The organism is Psychrobacter sp. NPDC078409, from assembly GCF_050268505.1.
GTDB lineage: Bacteria > Pseudomonadota > Gammaproteobacteria > Pseudomonadales > Moraxellaceae > Psychrobacter.
Map to the genome: position 1 here is coordinate 427389 of NZ_JBNNGW010000003.1, position 19643 is coordinate 447031.

The 19643-nt window shown below is 42.0% G+C and carries 13 protein-coding genes; 3 read left to right on the forward strand and 10 right to left on the reverse strand.

Annotation, left to right across the window (positions count from 1 at the left end):
- Window positions 1–89 precede the first annotated feature (89 nt).
- The 8 genes from sucC to sdhC all read right to left on the reverse strand — a co-directional run bounded on the left by sucC (window position 90) and on the right by sdhC (window position 12236).
- Window positions 90–1256, reverse strand: coding sequence for an ADP-forming succinate--CoA ligase subunit beta (gene sucC, locus ACQKC9_RS07810; protein WP_057757869.1), 1167 nt, complete (start codon window positions 1254–1256; stop codon window positions 90–92).
- A 158-nt stretch (window positions 1257–1414) separates the two neighbouring features.
- Window positions 1415–2869, reverse strand: coding sequence for a dihydrolipoyl dehydrogenase (gene lpdA / locus ACQKC9_RS07815; RefSeq protein WP_427621266.1), 1455 nt, complete (start codon window positions 2867–2869; stop codon window positions 1415–1417).
- A 261-nt stretch (window positions 2870–3130) separates the two neighbouring features.
- A complete protein-coding gene (odhB, locus tag ACQKC9_RS07820; protein ID WP_191114522.1) occupies window positions 3131–4378 on the reverse strand; it encodes a 2-oxoglutarate dehydrogenase complex dihydrolipoyllysine-residue succinyltransferase in 1248 nt (415 codons plus the stop codon).
- Between the two features lie 158 nt (window positions 4379–4536).
- Window positions 4537–7410, reverse strand: a complete 2874-nt coding sequence (locus ACQKC9_RS07825) for a 2-oxoglutarate dehydrogenase E1 component (protein ID WP_427621267.1) — start codon at window positions 7408–7410, stop codon at window positions 4537–4539.
- A gap of 915 nt (window positions 7411–8325) precedes the next feature.
- On the reverse strand, window positions 8326–9036 hold the full coding sequence (locus ACQKC9_RS07830; RefSeq protein ID WP_055123743.1) for a succinate dehydrogenase iron-sulfur subunit: 711 nt from the start codon (window positions 9034–9036) through the stop codon (window positions 8326–8328).
- A 223-nt stretch (window positions 9037–9259) separates the two neighbouring features.
- Window positions 9260–11110 carry a succinate dehydrogenase flavoprotein subunit gene (gene sdhA / locus ACQKC9_RS07835; RefSeq protein ID WP_427621268.1) on the reverse strand — a complete coding sequence of 617 codons (1851 nt, stop codon included), beginning with the start codon at window positions 11108–11110 and terminating at the stop codon, window positions 9260–9262.
- Between the two features lie 332 nt (window positions 11111–11442).
- Window positions 11443–11850 carry a succinate dehydrogenase, hydrophobic membrane anchor protein gene (gene sdhD / locus ACQKC9_RS07840; protein WP_201547480.1) on the reverse strand — a complete coding sequence of 136 codons (408 nt, stop codon included), beginning with the start codon at window positions 11848–11850 and terminating at the stop codon, window positions 11443–11445.
- Window positions 11850–12236: a succinate dehydrogenase, cytochrome b556 subunit gene (sdhC, locus tag ACQKC9_RS07845; RefSeq protein ID WP_082624524.1), complete on the reverse strand. Its 387-nt coding sequence runs from the start codon at window positions 12234–12236 to the stop codon at window positions 11850–11852. The genes sdhD and sdhC overlap by 1 nt, the downstream gene beginning before the upstream one ends.
- Before the next feature lie 1017 nt (window positions 12237–13253).
- On the opposite strand from sdhC, the gene gltA reads away from it, so the two are divergent.
- Window positions 13254–14534: a citrate synthase gene (gltA, locus tag ACQKC9_RS07850; protein WP_347162661.1), complete on the forward strand. Its 1281-nt coding sequence runs from the start codon at window positions 13254–13256 to the stop codon at window positions 14532–14534.
- 132 nt (window positions 14535–14666) lie between these two features.
- Here gltA and ACQKC9_RS07855 read toward each other — a convergent pair whose 3' ends face one another.
- Together ACQKC9_RS07855 and ACQKC9_RS07860 are read right to left on the reverse strand one after the other, a co-directional pair.
- The gene (locus tag ACQKC9_RS07855; RefSeq protein ID WP_427621270.1) at window positions 14667–15590 is read right to left on the reverse strand and encodes a hypothetical protein; all 924 of its coding nucleotides are present in this window, start codon (window positions 15588–15590) and stop codon (window positions 14667–14669) included.
- 227 nt (window positions 15591–15817) lie between these two features.
- Window positions 15818–16351, reverse strand: coding sequence for a type IV secretion protein Rhs (locus tag ACQKC9_RS07860; protein ID WP_427621271.1), 534 nt, complete (start codon window positions 16349–16351; stop codon window positions 15818–15820).
- A 453-nt stretch (window positions 16352–16804) separates the two neighbouring features.
- Here ACQKC9_RS07860 and ACQKC9_RS07865 point away from each other — a divergent pair, with 453 nt between their 5' ends.
- Complete coding sequence (locus tag ACQKC9_RS07865) at window positions 16805–18094, forward strand: replication-associated recombination protein A (protein WP_427621272.1); 1290 nt, start codon at window positions 16805–16807, stop codon at window positions 18092–18094.
- 350 nt (window positions 18095–18444) lie between these two features.
- On the forward strand, window positions 18445–19557 hold the full coding sequence (gene ribBA / locus ACQKC9_RS07870; protein ID WP_057757842.1) for a bifunctional 3,4-dihydroxy-2-butanone-4-phosphate synthase/GTP cyclohydrolase II: 1113 nt from the start codon (window positions 18445–18447) through the stop codon (window positions 19555–19557).
- Window positions 19558–19643 lie beyond the last annotated feature (86 nt).

Below are 19643 nucleotides of genomic sequence, written 5' to 3' on the forward strand. Positions count from 1 at the left end.
TTTGATAACCAACCTTTATTATAAAAACCACTATTACGATTTGACTACTATGCCTAAGCGTCTATCTCTAAACACTTATATTTAAAGACTTACGCTTTAACAGCATCGACAATTTTTTGAGCCGCGTCAGATAAACCTTGAGCTGAAATCAATTTCAGACCAGACTCTTCTAGGATTTGTGCGCCTAGTTCAGCGTTGTTACCTTCTAAACGAACGACAACTGGTACTTGTACGTCAACTTCTTTGATAGCAGCGATAATAGCTTCTGCAATCATGTCACAACGTACGATACCGCCGAAGATGTTGATTAGAACACCTTCAACACTGCTGTCTTCTAGGATAATTTTGAACGCCTCAACAACGCGATCTTTAGTTGCGCCGCCGCCAACGTCCAAGAAGTTAGCAGGCTTGCCGCCATACAATTTGATGATGTCCATGGTCGCCATTGCAAGACCAGCACCGTTAACCATACAACCGATGTTACCTTCTAGAGCAACATAGTTTAGGTCAAATTCAGCAGCTTTAAGCTCACGCTCATTTTCTTGAGTCTTGTCTTGTAGCGCTGCGATTTTTGGCAGACGATATAGTGCGTTTGAATCGATACCGATTTTGCCATCAACACAAACGATTTCGCCATTTTCACGAACAGCTAATGGGTTAATTTCCATTAGAGCAAAGTCGTTTTCAACGAATGCTTTATAAGCGCCAGTCATCAATTTAACGAATTGATTGATTTGCTTACCTTCTAGACCAAGTTTGAACGCAACGTCGCGCGCTTGGAAAGGCATTAAACCAACTAAAGGATCAACATTTACTTTGAAGATTTTTTCTGGAGTGCTGTGTGCTACTTCTTCGATATCTACGCCACCTTCGGTAGATGCCATGAAAGTTACACGACGAGTTGCACGATCAACGACTGCGCCAAGATATAGCTCAGTTTGTACTGGATACATGTCTTCTGCAACCAATACGAAGTTTACTGGCTGACCATCAGCATCAGTTTGGAACGTTACTAGGTTAGTACCGATCAGTTCTTCAGCAACTTGCTTAGCTTCTTCACGAGTTTTAACTAGCTTTACACCACCAGCTTTACCGCGACCACCAGCATGTACCTGCGCTTTAATTACCGCAATGTCAGTTGGGGTTTTATCAAAAGCTGCTGCAGCTTCTTCGCCATTATGAGCGATGATGCCTTCTTGAATTGGCAAACCGTAGCTTTTTAATAGCTCTTTTGCTTGATACTCATGTAAATTCATTGATTGTATCCTTTATTTTTTACAATTAATAAAAAGTGAAATCAAGTGCGCACATATACATATTAATCATACGTCTGACGCACTCATGATCGTGGCATCACCAAGATAGCGATACCCCAATCAGGTTGTAAATCGATAATAACTAAACGAGCAACTACTTATTTCTTACGCTTTTTGCGCTGGATAGCGTGAATAGCACGACCATCTGCAGATAGAGCAGCTTCATGTACTGCTTCTGAAATAGTTGGATGAGCAAACGTCATCAACTGCAAGTCTTCAATGCTAGAAACAAATTCCATCGCGATCATACCTTGATGGACGATATCACCAGCACCAGCAGCGATAGCATGCATACCTAATAGACGATCTGTTTTCGCATCAGCAACTACTTTCACAGAACCTTGCGCTTCGCTTTGCGCTAATGCACGACCGTTAGCAGCTAAGTTGAAAGCACCTGTTTTAACTTCATAGCCAGCTTCTTCAGCTTCTTGCTCAGTCAAACCTACCCATGCGATTTCTGGGTGAGTATAAATGACATTGATGATAGTGTCATAGTTAACTTGAGGTTTTTCGCCATGAATACGCTCAACAGCCATCATGCCCTCTTCCATTGCTTTGTGCGCAAGCATAGGACCACGGACCAAATCACCGATAGCATAAACGCCATCAAGGTTAGTTTTGCACTGGTCATTGACATCGATAAGACCACGTTCAGTCAACGTGATACCGCTGTCATCGCCAAGCAGTTTTTCAGAATAAGCGCGGCGACCAACACAAACGATTAGCTTATCAAAGCTCTCCTCGCTCGATTCACCTTTGCTTTCGCTAGTGACGACAACTTGGTCACCTTGAACTTCAGCATTGGTTACTTTGGTATCGACACGGATATCAAGACCTTGCTTCTTCAGCATTTTGCCAGCTTCTTTTGAGATATCTTTGTCAGCAGCAGCTAAGAAACTAGGCAATGCTTCATATACGACTACTTCTGCACCTAGACGACGCCATACTGAACCAAGCTCAAGACCGATAACACCAGCACCAATAACGCCTAAACGCTTAGGTACTTCAGTGAAATCAAGTGCGCCAGTTGAATCAACAATACGGTCACCGTCAGTTTTGGCAACAGGAATCTCGATAGGCACAGAACCTGCCGCAAGAATGACATTCTTAGCAGTGATCGTTGTTTCGCTTTCGTCTTCTAAAGCAGTAAATTTGACTTTTTTGTCAGTGCCCGTGCCATCAACTAAAGTACCCCAGCCTTGTAGCCAATCAACGCCGTTACCTTTTAGCAACGCTGCAACGCCGCCCGTCAACTGCTTAACAATACCTTCTTTACGCTCTATCATTTTTTCGATATTGATAGCAACGTCACCAGTACTGATACCGTGCTCGTCAAGGTCATGCTTAGTAGCTTCGTAACGATGTGAGCTGTCAAGTAGGGCTTTTGATGGGATACAACCAACGTTTAAGCAAGTACCGCCAAGTGCTGGCTCGCCTTTATAAACGCGCTTTTCGATACAAGCAACACTCATACCGAGCTGGCCTGCACGAATAGCTGCTTCGTAACCACCAGGACCGCCGCCGATGACGACTAAATCATAATTGTCTTTCATAGTACGTTCCTATTTTTAATTGTATGTGTCATTTAAACTGGTTGTTATCTCGCTGATAGATCAGCGTTATCTACACTGGATAGTTAATACACTATGTCAATGAGATAGACTCACTCATCGATAATCGATAGCAAGTCACCATTATTAAATTTATTTAAATACAGTTATCAGCGCATCAAGCGATCGCTGATTAATAAAAATCATTATCTATACCAAAGTTAAAAAGCTTGTATCAGCGGTTGCCAATACAAGCTTAAAAGCTTACAGGTCTAGTAGTAGCATTGCAGGGTCTTCGACCAACTCTTTGATAGTTACCAAGAACTGTACTGCTTCTTTACCATCGATCATACGATGGTCATAAGATAGTGCTAGGTACATCATTGGTAAGATTTCAACTTTGCCATCGACAGCCATTGGACGGTCATTGATAGCGTGCATACCTAGGATAGCAGTTTGTGGTGGGTTCAAGATAGGTGTTGACATCAATGAACCAAATACACCACCGTTAGAGATAGTGAACGTACCGCCAGTCATGTCTTCTAGACCAAGCTTACCTTGCTGTGCTTTACCGCCAAATTCACGGATTGTGCTTTCAACGTCAGCCATGCTCATGCGATCAGTATCACGTAGTACTGGAACAACCAAACCGCGATCTGAAGATACTGCTACACCGATATCATAAAAACCATGATAAACAATGTCATCACCATCTAGTGAAGCGTTTACTGCTGGGAAGCGTTTTAGTGCTTCTGTCGCTGCTTTTACGAATAACGACATAAAGCCTAAACGTACGCCATGACGTTTTTCAAACTTCTCTTTGTACTTAGCGCGCATGTCCATTAATGGCTTCATGTTCACTTCGTTAAACGTCGTCAACATTGCTGTATCTTGTGATGCTGATAGTAGACGCTCAGCAACACGCTTACGAAGACGAGTCATTGGAACACGTTTTTCAGTACGCTCACCCATTGATTCAGCAACTGGACGGCCGCTATCAGATTTGATGCTGCTGTCTGATTTCAATGTTGGGTTAGCCATATCAGTTTTGGTTACACGACCACCGCGGCCACTACCTTCAACTTCTTTAGGATCTACGCCTGACTCTTTTGCTGCTTTACGAACTGCTGGGCTTTGATCTTTATGATCAGCTTCGCCTTTCTTATCTGTTGCTTGAACAGGCTCACCACCATCGGCAGCTTGTTTTGCTTGAACTGGCGCAGCTGGTTGATCTGGATCTACTGCTGGCGCTTCTTCTGCGCTAGCACTAGCACTTGCACCGGCTTCAAACTGAGCGATAAGCTCATCAGACAATACAGTATCGTCAACTTGCTTTACGATTTTGGTCAATACACCATCATCAGGTGCCACAACTTCTAAAACAACTTTATCAGTTTCAATTTCAGCCAATAGGTCATCACGATTAACTTGTTGACCTTCAGTGACGTGCCACTCAACGATTGTGCCATCGGCAACCGATTCTGGAAAAACGGGGGCTTTGATGTCAGCCATCGATATACTCCTTAGATTTGGATATTCATACTTATTATTAAGTCGTGATAGGCAGTCAGTAGTTTTCTAATAACTTTGCTTATATTTTATTAAAAAACACTGACTGTCATCGCCTGATTCATTTATCTTCTATAATCTTTTGATTAGACAAGGTATTACTAAGCTAATTCATCAACACTTATGCCAAGACCACCAGCAATGAGTGCTTGCTGTTGTTGAGCATGTAGTTTCGGTGATCCTGTTGCAGGGGCTGCACTAGGAGGACGCGCTACTGGCTCCATGACTTTTGCTTTGGTTGGATGCGGTACGACAATACGGAACATATGCGGTGCTAAATAGTACCAAGCGCCTTGGTTCAATGGCTCTTCTTGCGTCCATACGATTTCAGTCAGGTTACTGTACTTTTCGATTTCAGCGATTAAGCGAGTCTCTGGCAATGGATACAACTGTTCAATACGAACGATAGCCACATGATCAAGACCTAATGCGCGGCGCTGCTCTAACAAATCATAATAAACCTTACCACCACACAGAACCATACGGGTCACTTTATCTGCGTTGTGATCGTCCATCTCTGGCAATACCGTCTCAAACTTACCGTTAGCAAGCTCTTCTAGATTAGAAGTCGCTAGCTTATGACGTAATAAGCTCTTTGGTGACATAACGATCAGTGGCTTACGAATAGGACGTACAGCCTGACGACGTAATGCATGATAAATTTGCGCAGGAGTCGTTGGGGTAATGACCTGCATGTTGTCTTCAGCACATAACTGTAAGAAGCGCTCTAGACGTGCAGATGAATGCTCAGGGCCTTGACCTTCGAAACCATGTGGTAACAACATCGTCAAACCACAAACACGCTGCCACTTGGTTTCGCCGCTTGAGATGAACTGGTCAATCACAACCTGAGCACCGTTCACGAAATCACCAAACTGTGCTTCCCAAACGATCAATGCGTTCGGTACGGTGGTCGCGTAACCATATTCAAAGGCTAGTACCGCTTCTTCTGACAACAATGAGTTGTAAGTAGCAAAGCGCGCTTGATTTTCACTCAAATGAGACAACGGCACATACATGCTGCCATCATTCACATTATATATTTCACTATGACGATGTGAGAAAGTACCACGGCCTACATCTTCACCAGTAATACGTACTAATACGCCATCGTTATCGACCAATGATGCATAAGCCAATGTCTCAGCTGCACCCCAGTTAAGAGGCTCTTCGCCAGTTTGCATCGCTAGACGCTGCTCAACGACTTTTTGAACCTGACGTTGTAACTTGTAGCCTTCTGGCATTTCGGCCATACGGCGTCCATAACCTTTGAGCTTTTCGATATCAACACTGGTATCCCAGTCATCAACCAAGTCATGACCTAGATAAGGTTTCCAATCTACAAATAACTGTTCGTTAGGCTCTTGAACCAATGAGCTAACAACATAATCACCACGGTCTAAAGACTCACGATAGTCATCTTCGTACTGTTTCTCTTCTTCAGCATTCAAGATACCTTCTGCGATAAGTTTTTGCGCATAAAGAGTACGAGTAGTCGGAAGCTTCTTAATAACAGCATACATTAATGGCTGAGTTGCAGATGGCTCATCTGCTTCGTTGTGGCCATTACGACGATAGCAGAACAAATCAATGATGATGTCTTTATCAAACTTATGGCGATAATCTAATGCTAACTGAGCGGCAAATACGACTGCTTCAGGATCATCACCGTTTACATGTAGGATAGGAGCATGAACCATTTTAGCGACATCAGTACAATATTCAGTTGAACGAACATCTTCTTGACGGCTAGTAGTAAAGCCAACTTGGTTATTGATTACGATATGCACAGTACCGCCAGTGGTATAAGCACGGGTCTGTGACATCTGGAAGGTTTCTTGGACCACACCTTGACCAGCAAAAGCAGCATCACCATGAATCACGATAGGTAATACTGAATTACCACCAGTATTATCTAGTAGTGGCTGATCGTTACGGCGTACTTGACGGGCACGTACTGAGCCTTGTAGTACTGGCGCGACAATTTCAAGATGCGATGGGTTAAATGCTAAAGCCAAATGCGCTTCGCCACCTGGTGTCATCACATTAGATGAAAAACCATTGTGGTATTTAACGTCACCTGAGCCTTTTTCTGGCTGTACTTTACCATCAAACTCATCAAACAAGTCTGCAGGGTTTTTACCTAAGATGTTGACTAATAGGTTTAGACGGCCACGGTGAGCCATACCAATAACCATTTCTTTTGTGCCATATCCGCCAGCACGTTGAATGATTTCATTGATCGCAGGAATGAAGCTCTCGCCCCCTTCCAAACCAAAACGCTTAACACCCGTGTATTTACGAGCAAGGTATTTTTCTAGACCTTCAGCAGCCGTTAAACGCTCAAGGATAGATAAACGTTTTTCTTTATCGAATTTGATATAGCCTAGATTGGTTTCTAGGTATTCTTCCATCCAGCGTTTTTCGGTACTGGTGGTAACGTGCATATACTCGACACCGATATGGCCACAGTAAACACGTTCCATGATTTCGATGATTTCGCGCAATGTCGCTTCATCTTTACCGATGACTAAATCATTGGTCGGGAATACGGTATCAAGATCAGCTTCTGACAGATTATGATAAGCAAGCGTCAAATCTTCTACTTCTGCACGTGGATGCAAATCTAAAGGATCAAGCTTGGCACGGCGATGACCGCGACGACGATATGCTGAGATTAGTTGCTGTACGCCCATCTGCTTAGGATCACAGTTGGCAGAGCTGCTAGAGTCGGTGTCAGTACTGCTACCTTTATTTGCCGTTTGATTACGAGCAAGTAGTAAGAACTGATCTTTGATAGCGTTGTGCTGAGCATCGTTCTGCGACTTATACTGTTCAAAGTACGTTTGCCAGTCAGTATCAACACTATCAGGGTCTGTTAGGTATTGCTCGTAGAGAGCTTCTATATAGTTGGCGTTATCGGCAGCCAATTCGGTATGTACTTGGCCAGATTTTTCTTTGGTTATACTATTCATAATAATCGTCTATTTGATAGATAAATGAATGGAATCGTGCTTATTATTGTGTCAGTCGTTGTATGCCCAGGTAGTTAGACAATGTGTCATATCCTGTTAAATACTATTCGATAAAACACTTTTATCCCTAAGTATTGCCATCACCATAGAATATTGCTGTCATTGTCTACAAGAGCAAGTGATGCTAAATAGTGGTAACAAGTCTTATTGCAATACCCGTCTAAAAATAAAACTATTTGTGAACGCTCAGTTTTCTTATCTAGCTCGTTTCACAACATTAATTTATATATACTTCTTTGAGTCATAACCGATCCATTAATGATAAGCTATTAATAGATAATTATATTTTCAGCTAACCTATGAACTGGTTATTGATGCTGAATTACCCTAAATTTGCTGATAAACCCTGCCTTTTCAGACAGACATACATTGCTGTATAGATTATCATGCCCATTTTTTGCGACATAGTTTGTTTGTTCAATACTAGGTATTTATGTAATGAATATCTATCATCAATTATAAACGCATAATCATTGTGCGCATAGTATTTTAGCCCGATAATGTCATAATGTGTTCAAACGGCACATATTAAGCGCTAAAAAAGACGCTCTAACCATCTTATTAAATACCAAATACAATTATAACAAAATTCGACTATGTCTATATTCGATTATATAGGGTGATTGTCTATATATTATTTCTTCTTACATACGACCAACGTATTGACCATACAGTTTTACTCATAAATCATTTAATACCTATTTTTTAATAGGCTAAATTCACCATATTTTTTAAATGACAAGTTAGCTATAAAGAGTAGTAAACCTATGTATCAGCTTTTTAACTAACAAAAACACCACCTAATATGTAGGTGGTGTTTTTCGTATAGTAACTATAAAGATCAATTATTTATGCTTAACCAGCTTGGTCAATCAACATATTACGTAAATGACCGATCGCTTTGGTTGGATTCAAGCCTTTTGGACAAACTGATACACAGTTCATGATACCGCGGCAACGGAACAAGCTAAACGGATCGTCTAAGCGAGCTAAACGTGCTTGAGTATCACCGTCACGGCTATCGGCAACGAAGCGATAAGCATGCAGTAACGCTGATGGACCTAGGAACTTATCAGGGTTCCACCAGAAAGATGGGCAGCTGGTTGAACAACAAGCACATAGAATACATTCGTATAGACCGTTCAGTTTTTCACGCTGTTCAGGTGACTGTAAACGCTCTGTTGGCGGTGCTGGCTGATCATTGATTAAGTACGGATGTACTTTTTCATACTGCTCATAGAACTGGTTCATATCAACAACCAAATCACGAACTACTGGCAAACCAGGTAGCGGACGAACCGTTACTTTTTCTGGTAGCGTGTTCATGTTGATTAGACATGCTAGACCGTTTTTACCATTAATGTTCATGCCATCAGAGCCACAGATGCCTTCACGGCAAGAGCGACGGAAGGTCAGTGTTTCATCTTCCTTTTTTAGGCGTAATAACACGTCAAGCAACATACGATCTGAATCAAGTAGCTCAATCGTATAAGTTTGCATGCGTGGCGCTGCGTCCAGATCAGGATCGTAGCGATAGATTTCGATGGTGCGAGTACCTCGGCTCATAATGCTAAACTCCACACGTAGGTGATGGCGGGCATACAAAGATTGCAACATATTTGCGCTAGCTATTAATCAGTACTGATAACCAATATCGGATACCAATTAATAGCGTCGTAGCGCTGGCATGAGCATGTAGCTGGCGGTCACCTTTTTAATAAATTAATAAGGGATAAAACGTTAACAGTGCTGTTATCTATCAACTATATATAAAGTATGCAGTCTAGAATTAGTAGACGCGAACTTTTGGTTCGATATAATCAACGGTTAATGGCACTTTACGTACTGGCTTATAAATGATGCGATTGCCTTCAGAGTACCATAAGGTATGCTTCATCCAATCGTGGTCATTACGGCCGTTAGGTGCGTAATCATCATCTTCTGGACGATCATAGTCAGATACACTGTGTGCGCCGCGGCTTTCATGACGCTTCGCTGCAGATATCATTGTCGCTTTCGCTACTTCATACAAGTTAGCAACTTCGAATGCTTCAATACGTGCTGTGTTGAACACTTGTGATTTATCGCCAAGATGGATCTTGTTGATTTTTTCACCTAGCGCTAAAATCTTCTCAACGCCTTCGTCCATCATCGCTTGCGTACGGAATACACTAGCGTGTTTTTGCATCGTAGCACGAATCTCATCAGCCACGTCTTGAGCATTGTAGCCTTCAGTAGACTGTTGCAGTTTGTCTAAACGCTTCACTGTAAAATCAAGTACACGTGGATCAAGCGGCTTGTAGTTGTGATCTGCATGATGGAACTCATCAACGATATGCTTACCAGCTGCACGGCCAAATACCAATAGATCTAGTAGAGAGTTCGTACCTAGACGGTTAGCACCATGTACACTTACGCAAGCACATTCGCCGATTGCATAAAGACCTTTAACGACGTTGCCTTTAGCATATAGGCCGTCTTCATCAGTACCTGCTTCTAGATCCGGCACAATCACTTGACCATGAATAGTGGTTGGAATACCGCCCATCATATAGTGAATGGTTGGGATTACTGGAATTGGCTCTTTAGTGATGTCAACGTTGGCGAAGTTTTTACCAATCTCAAATACTGATGGTAGACGCTTCATAATGGTTTCAACACCTAGATGCGTCATATCCATTACGATATGATCAGCATTAGGACCACAACCACGGCCTTCTTTGATTTCTTGGTCCATTGAGCGCGATACGAGATCACGTGGTGCCAAGTCTTTCACGGTTGGTGCATAACGCTCCATGAACGCTTCGCCATCTTTGTTACGCAAGATAGCACCTTCACCACGGCAACCTTCAGTCAATAGTACACCTGCACCATGGACACCAGTTGGGTGGAACTGCCAGAACTCCATGTCTTGTAATGGAATACCAGCACGTACTGCCATGCCAATACCGTCACCAGTATTGATATAAGCATTGGTAGAAGCTGCGAAGATACGACCAGCACCACCTGTCGCTAGGACAGTAATTGGTGACTGGAATACTGCAATCGTACCCGTCTCTTGCTCAAGTGCGACGACACCGTTGATATTACCAGCTTCGTCTTTGATCAAGTCAAGGGCAATCCACTCGATAAAGAACTCAGTACCCTGCTCTAGGTTTTTCTGATATAGCGTATGTAGTAGTGCATGACCTGTACGGTCAGCAGCGGCACAAGCACGTTGTACTGCTTTTTCGCCATAGTTAGACGTATGACCACCGAATGGACGTTGATAGATCGTACCGTCTTCGTTACGGTCAAACGGCATGCCCATGTGCTCAAGCTCATAGACTACTTTTGGCGCTTCACGGCACATATATTCGATAGCGTCTTGGTCACCCAACCAATCTGATCCTTTAACGGTATCATAGAAGTGAAAGTGCCAGTTGTCATTGCTCATGTTACCCAAACTTGCACCGATACCACCCTGAGCGGCAACTGTGTGCGAACGCGTTGGGAATACTTTGGTAAGGACTGCAACCTTCATGCCCGCTTCCGCTAAATGCAATGAAGCACGCATACCTGAGCCGCCGCCACCAACGATAACTGCATCGTAGTTTAGGGTCTTGATATTACTAATGGTATTGTCTTGTCTAGTTGCCATTACGGTTTTCCTAATGCCTGTTAATGCGTAAAAGTAAATCAAAGACTTTTTGAGACATCTCTATTACAGCTATAAAGGCTTACTATTTGGCCATTTCATACGCTTATAAAATAAAGAGTCTTAATAGTCGTTAACCACTTAATTTGCATATCTATCGTTATACTGAACTAAGCCTACTCAACTATAATCAGATTAGCTGATCAGTAATGCCAGTCCAATGCTATGACTATTCTTGGCTATCAACGGATGACTCTAAAAACACTTTGCCAACTAATGTATCAGTTGGATGCATCCGTCGTTATATATAGATATCAGAGCTTTTTATGAGATGGTTAAACGGCAGCGATACCGAAACCGTTACCCCAAAAAATCATGATGCCCCAAAATAGAAATACTAAAATAGCGATAATCATCAAAGTCTGTAATACCAAACGTAGTCTTGGCGCACTTTCACCCATCTTGCCAGATGTAATATAGTCAGTAAATACTGTCCACATCCCAACCCAAGCATGACCAGCTAATGCAAGTACTGCAACCAAGCTGAATAGACGCATTGGTAGGCTGGTCATAAATGATGACCATTCAACAAAAGTGACATCGCCATGGGTCAAAAAGAAGCCCAGCAATACCACACTATAAACGGCTAAAACAACAGCACTAATACGCTGGACAATCCAATCACGTGAGCCTGAACCTGTCAGACCAGTAGCACTTTTGATTCCTGAATCATTTTTTCTCATTAGAACATCACCCATACAAATGACGCGACAACTAAAATCGCTGCAATCACAAAACTTACCATAGAGGCAGTGCGGCCAGATTTTAGCTCTTCGTTCATGCCCATATCAGCAAATAAATGTTTGATACCCATTACAAAATGATATGCAATGGCGGCAACAAATATCCATGCCAAAAAGCGCACAAGTACGTTGTCAAATACGGTCGCAAAACTCTCAGGCGATGCCAATGAGTTCTGTAGTATCCATAACATGACAGGAATCAATAAAAATAGAATAATGCCAGAGATACGATGCAAGATAGAGGCGATCGCGATCGGTGAGCGATTAACGCTAATCACTTGGCTTAAAGGCAGATCAATAGGTCGGTTGCTTTTCACAGCGGGCATCCTTTTGCGGTTATACTCCTGTATCTGCTATCAACGCATGACATAAATAGTGTCAATTGAGCATTGAGCAACACACGAGACGAATAAAGTAAGGAAGAGCTAGCTGACTTCGTTTAGTTTGCGCTAAATATGAAGAAAGGATTATGTATATAAAGGTATTGATAGACTGTTCAATGTCGCTTGTCGAATCGACAGGCCTATCAAACAACCTATCTATTATACAACAAAGAAAATAAACATGAGTAATATCGACTAACCAGTCTATTTTAGAGGTCGTATGAATAGTAAGACAACGTTAATATGTCTTCCATATCAGAGCAGACCCTATATTGGGCACTTGAAATCTTGTGCCAAACAAATAAAAAAGATTGGTTAAGAAGAAAATTCAAACCATAGAATGCGGTTTGGTCTATCGTAACACCAGACAATCGTAAATAAGCATGAATAGAAGACGCTCTGAACGACACTATAACATGGTCATTTATTAATTCGCGCAAAGCTAGTGCCAGTTAATTCCTACAATTATAAAATGCCTGAGCAATAATTACAAATTTATCCATTCAGTAAGAATATATACATATTTAATCAATAAATGAATGGATAAGAATAATACTGGTTTTAATAGTGATTATTATGACAAACTTTAATCCGCTTACTAGGTATAGTCTGCCAGTTTTTGGTGTCATTATTTATGAGATTTGTCTCTAAAATATATTTAAGAACCCAAAATATTGGCTCGATAATGCTGCTATAAACTTGCTCAAAAACAGATGAATTTTAAGCAAAATAACCTGACAGACATATTTTGATACAAAAATTACAGCGAATAACTACCGCCACACCGCGCCAATTGGACACATGGTCCATAAAAGTTTTTTCAAATCATAAAGAATTGCTGCTAATATACCCTGCGTACTAAATGAGTTGAATGCACTTTTACCGTTCAACCGACAATGACGCGAGGGTATGCGTCTGTAGTAATTTATTCTAACAAGTCAAACCAATGGAGAGCAATTTATGGCTGATACTAATGCCAAACTAACCGTGAATGGTGAAGAATACGAACTTCCTATTATTAAAGGTACTTTAGGGCGCCCAGTTATCGATATTGCTGCTTTACAAGACTCAGGATTTTGGTCTTATGACCCTGGTTTTAAAGTAACTGCTCCTGTTGAATCAAAGATTACTTATATTGATGGTGGCAAAGGCGAGTTATTACACCGCGGCTACCCTATCGACGAGCTAGCGAACAATGCTGAATACCTAGAAGTTGCTTATGCACTTTTACATGGTGACCTACCTACTGCTGAGCAAAAAGCAGAATTTTTTGAAAAAATCCGCGAGCATACTCCTGTTCACGATCAATTGCGTAAGTTCTTTGAAGGCTTTCGCCGTGACGCGCATCCAATGGCTATCATGGTTGGTGTCGTTGGTGCCTTATCAGCGTTCTATCATGAAGACCTAGACGTGAGCAATGAAGAACATCGCGAAATCACAGCTATTCGTTTGATTGCTAAGATGCCTACGCTTGCTGCAATGAGTTATAAATACTCACAAGGCGAACCGTTCATGTATCCGCGTAACGACTTCAACTACGCAGAAAACTTCTTATACATGATGTTTGCAACGCCTGCTGACGTAGACTACGAGAAAAACGACGTTATCACTCGCGCAATGGACAAAATCTTTACCTTGCACGCTGACCACGAGCAAAATGCTTCTACGTCAACGGTACGTTTAGCTGGTTCTACTGGTGCAAACCCTTATGCGTGTATCGCTGCTGGTATCGCAGCCCTTTGGGGACCATCACATGGCGGCGCGAACGAAGCTGTTCTTGAGATGCTAGACGAAATCGGTACTGTTGAGAACGTGCCTGAATTCATGGAAAAAGTGAAAAGCCGTGAAGTGAAGCTAATGGGCTTTGGTCACCGTGTTTACAAAAACTTCGATCCACGTGCTCAAGTAATGAAAGAGACTTGTGATGAAGTACTAGAAGCACTAGGTATCAACGATCCTAAGCTTGAATTGGCAATGGCACTAGAAAAAATTGCGTTAGAAGATCCGTTCTTCATCGAGCGTAACCTATATCCAAACGTTGATTTCTACTCTGGTATCATCTTGAAAGCCATTGGTATCCCAACGTCAATGTTTACCGTAATCTTTGCATTGGCTCGTACTTCAGGTTGGATCAGCCATTGGTTAGAAATGCACAGTGCACCGTTCAAAATCGGTCGTCCACGTCAGTTATACACTGGTGAAACGCGCCGTGATTTTGTAAAAGTTGAAGATCGCAAGTAAGCAAAAATAATCGTTATCCAATAAAAAATCCCGCCATCGTGCGGGATTTTTTGTTGTCTTAACTCTCTTTATTAGATACTGGCTGTTTTATGAGAAATGACTAACTAAGTGAGTTTGTAAAATTATAGTCAGTTACTGAAACTCTTTTAACGTTTGCTCATATTTGGCAATCTGCTCATCGTATCCTTCGATGGTTTCATTAAATTTAGCCATTAGCGCTTCAAACTCTTGTTGCTGCTGCTGTTTCATTTGCTGCATATCAACCACTTGTTGAGCTTCTATTTGTTCCCATACCTGATGCTGAATGATTAAACGGGCAAGTGCCGGACTTTTCGCACTCACTCTACCAGCAATCTCTGCATGCTCAAATAACTGCGGAACCAAGGTCGCCACATTGATTAATGTATCAGAATCCTCTGCACTGAGCGGTGTTGTCACCGGTTGATATAAAGCGTCCATGGTCTGCTGATAGCGTTCTATGATTTGGTCCTCGGTCAACATAACAGGTTTACGCGGCTCAAGACTGATACGTTTTAAAACCGTTAAGTCACGCTCACCAACTTCAGTGCTAGTATTGACGTCAACCTCTGCATCTACATCTTTCGTGTCAACCTCTGAACTACCCGATGGCACCACTTCTTCAGGACTGGTAGCGGTAGTATTTGCGTTAGGAGCGGTATTATCGGTCGCTACTTCGTTATTACTATCTGTATTTTCACTATTATTAGTATTCAGTAATAAAAGCTCCTCACTGTCTGACGCATCTGCCGCTTGCAATGACTCATACTCTGCTTGCAATCGTCTCTGTAAACTTTGCGCCTGTGCGACATATATCGGCTGGAATTGTTTTATGCGCGCCGCAGCTGAGTCACTTTTTGGCATAGGCTGACTGTCTTCTACGCTTGTTTTTTCACTGGTTTGACTGTCATCAGCTACAGGTGATGTGTCAGACTGCTGACAGCCTGTCAAAAACAACACTCCTGACAGTGCGGCTACAAGCAAGGTCGGTGGATATCGAGTATCAACATTAGGCTTTACTGACAAAAATTTAAACATGAGAGTACATATCCTTTGGTAAAGCAAAATTATTAAAGGGTAAATTACAATTGCGGTTCATTATTCTTTGTTTTTTAGCGACACAGTTGACTGTTAAATCGTCCAATATAGTTATCCAGTATTTATCCAACTGCCATATGTTTCAATTAATGTAGAGCTCAATTGTTCTATAGTTCTATAGTTCGGTTATGACTTATCATAGCCAAGCTTACTGTTACTTTTAAAAATTAGATGATTGATGCACCATCAGTACTTTCTGCCTTAACAATAGACTGCACCGTCAAGAATGGAATACAAGCTTCCCACTCTTGGCAGTTCTGACCACGCTGACGACGTACAAAATAGTCTTGAACCATGCGTGCCTGCTGCTCAATACCATATTTAAAAAATGATTTACCTGTTTCTAACACGTAGTCGTATTTTCGGTTGATGATCGCTCCGCGTACAACCTTTAAGCCTTGCTGTAACTGCCATATGTGCGTTAGCTCGTGTATGAGCCAGCTTTGTTTGCTCAGTGGAGCTTCGCTAAAATCCGTAATCCAATCGACTGAATTAAAATAAATATTGCCATTAGGACTGACTGCATAATGTTTTAGTACCCACCACGCTGTCTTCAACTGCACTTCATCAAGTTTGATGCTGTCACCAAATACTGAATACGCCAACGCTATCTCGCCAGCTGTCAGATAACGTGACTGCTGCTTGCCTGTATCACTACGCACGTAACGATTGAATAAGCGTTTAAGAATCGGTTCAGACATCGTTAATGTAATACCTTATATTTGATAAGCTACATCTTTGGTAAGCTACTTCTAATAGTTAATGGTCGCGATTGGCCAGCTTTTCCCATCGATACGGTAGAACTGTTAATAGTAGAGCCGTTAATATAGATGAATGACGAAAACTAAAGTGCTCCGGACACAAGCTATACGCTTAGTTAGCTTTCATTAACATATTTTTGCGTTAACCTAGCACGTATGATTTGTAACAAGTACCATCCTTATAAACTAGCCTACTTCTACTGCTGATGTCTAATACTCATTAATATTATAAAATTGCTGCGAAAATCATGCCAAACGTATATGAGTGTCGAAACCCAATGAAAATCATAAAGGTAGCTTAGTATGATGTTATTTGGGTTTAGCTATAGATGCCTTGCCATTACTACCATTGCAGCTAGTAGATAGTTTTTTTATTTTCCGATAGAGAGTCTTATGCCACCTAACTTCCACGCCGATACCCCACTTGCTCAGCGTATGCGCCCTACTTCTCTTACTGATATTATTGGTCAAGAGCATTTGCTGGCAGCTGGTGCACCGTTACGCCGTTTGGTAGAGCAAGGGCATCTGCCATCTATTATCCTGCACGGTGAAGCAGGTATTGGCAAAACAACCATTGCGATGTTGTTAGCCGATGCCGTTAATCGACCTTTTCATGCGCTCTCCGCGTTAAATACTGGTGTCAAACAGTTACGCGAAGTCCTAGATAATAAAGATTCGTTGGCGTTTGAATCACCTGTGGTCTTCATTGATGAAATTCATCGCTTTAATAAAGCACAGCAAGATGCTCTATTAGGTGCGGTAGAGTCTGGTGATATTACTTTGATTGGTGCTACCACTGAAAACCCATCTTTTAGTGTCAATAACGCTCTACTATCACGTTGCCAAGTATATCGTTTAGAGCCGTTAACACCTGAGCAGATAAGTACCGTGCTACAACGAGCGCTTTCAGAAGATAATATACTCAAAAAACTAACCGTCGACTTACAAGCAAAAGATACCATCAGTCAGCTGGCCCACGGTGATGCTAGAAAAGCGCTAAACTTATTAGAGTTAGCCATTCAGACCGCTGATGCTAAGCAGTTGCCAGTGATTATCGATGATGAATTGGTCAGCCGAGTAGCCCAGACTGCTTTGGTGAGATATGACAAAGATGGTGAGCAGCATTACGATATTATCTCAGCGATGATAAAGTCAGTCCGTGGCTCCGATCCGGATGCGGCATTGTATTGGATGGCACGTATGCTCGTAGGCGGCGAACCTGCTGATTTTATTGCGCGGCGCTTGGTGATTTTGGCCAGTGAAGATATTGGTAATGCCAATCCTAATGCCTTACTCCTAGCTGATGCAGCATTGCGTAGTGTGCAATCTATTGGCATGCCAGAAGCGCGTATTATTTTAGGTCAAGTCGTGGTGTATTTAGCGACCAGTGCCAAAAGCAATAGCACTTATAAAGCAATCAATGCTGCGATGGCGTTGGCTGAAAAAGATGCCTCACCTGTACCGCTACACTTGCGCAATGGCGTGACCAAACTGATGCGTAGTCAAGGCTACGGTCAAGGTTATGCTTATCCGCATGATTATCCTAACCATTACTATCCACAAAGCTACTTACCAGATAATTTGGTTGGTACCAGTTTTTACGAGTTTGCAGATAATCAGCGTGAGCAGCATAGTAAGCAATTTATGGATTGGCTAAAAACTCAAGCAGCAAGTAATGAGTAATCGCGTAAAATCTAAGTTAATAAAAAAGTTAACGCACAGATTTATGAGTCAGTTTTAATGTTCATTGATAATATTTATGACTATTTTTGACATACTGAACGATATAGTGGGAAGATGGCGCAGCACGTGACGCTGAAAAGCGTTAAAATAACCTCATAATGATATATACAAGCAATTAAGCGAGTCACTTTTATATCAAATTATATTGCTTATAGCGCGACTTACTTGACCGTAGTAGCGCTTTGCTTGACCGTAACAGCGCTTTGTATTACCTACTGCTACAATAAGCAGATAGAGCCCTATATTCCAAATGACACCTATTTATAAATAATAAAATATTGAGATTTACTATGAGTTTAAATGCAATCCCTGAGATTATCGAAGACATTCGTGCTGGAAAAATGGTCATCTTGATGGATGATGAAGACCGCGAAAACGAAGGTGATATCATCATGGCAGCGACCCATGTACGCCCTGAAGATATTAACTTTATGATTACTCACGCGCGTGGCTTGGTTTGTTTGACCTTATCACAAGCACGTTGCCAGCAATTAGCACTGCCACTGATGTCAGATCGTAACGAGGCGAAGTTTAGCACCAACTTTACTGTATCTATTGAAGCGGCTGAAGGCGTCACCACCGGTATTTCTGCTGGTGATCGTGCACGTACTATTCAGGCGGCGGTATCTTCGTCAGCAAAGCCTGAAGACATTGTTCAGCCTGGACATATTTTTCCAATTATGGCACAAAACGGCGGTGTTCTTCACCGTGCAGGCCATACAGAAGCGGGTTGTGATTTAGCACGTTTAGCAGGTCTAGAGCCAGCAGCGGTAATTGTAGAGATTATCAATGCAGATGGTACGATGGCGCGCCGTGACGACCTTGAAATATTTGCAAAAGAGCATGACATCAAGATAGGCACGATTGCTGACCTTATCAACTACCGTATCGCTAATGAGCAAACGGTAGAAGAAATTGAGTCACATCCGTTTGAAACTGAACACGGTACTTTTACGCTACATCGCTTCCGTGAGTTTGGTGCTGAAGAAACACATTTAGCCTTGGTAAAAGGTGATGTCAGTGAAGGCGTCAGTACCGTACGTGTTCATGGTTTCCACCCATTACGCGATTTGTTTGCAGCTAAAAATGATATGACTGGCCGTAGTGGTTGGAGCGTACAGTCAGCATTAGAAGAAATCAGTGCTTCAGATCGCGGTGTGCTCGTATGGATTGGTAGCAATCAGCCAGTTGATTTGGGAGATGCGTTGGACAAAGCTGCAGACAACGAGTCGCAATCAACCATCACGCAACAGCCATATCGTAGTATCGGTGTTGGTGCACAGATATTACGTCATTTAGGTGTCCGTGATATGCGCTTATTGTCATCACCAATGAAGTTTTTTGCATTGTCAGGTTTTGATCTAAACGTGGTTGATTTTGTTCATGCGCCGCAACAAGACTAACGACTGTTTAAGAGATTAGTTGAAGAATGAGTGATAAAAAAGGCACGCTGACATTATGTTAGCGTGCCTTTTTTGTTTTTAGCTTT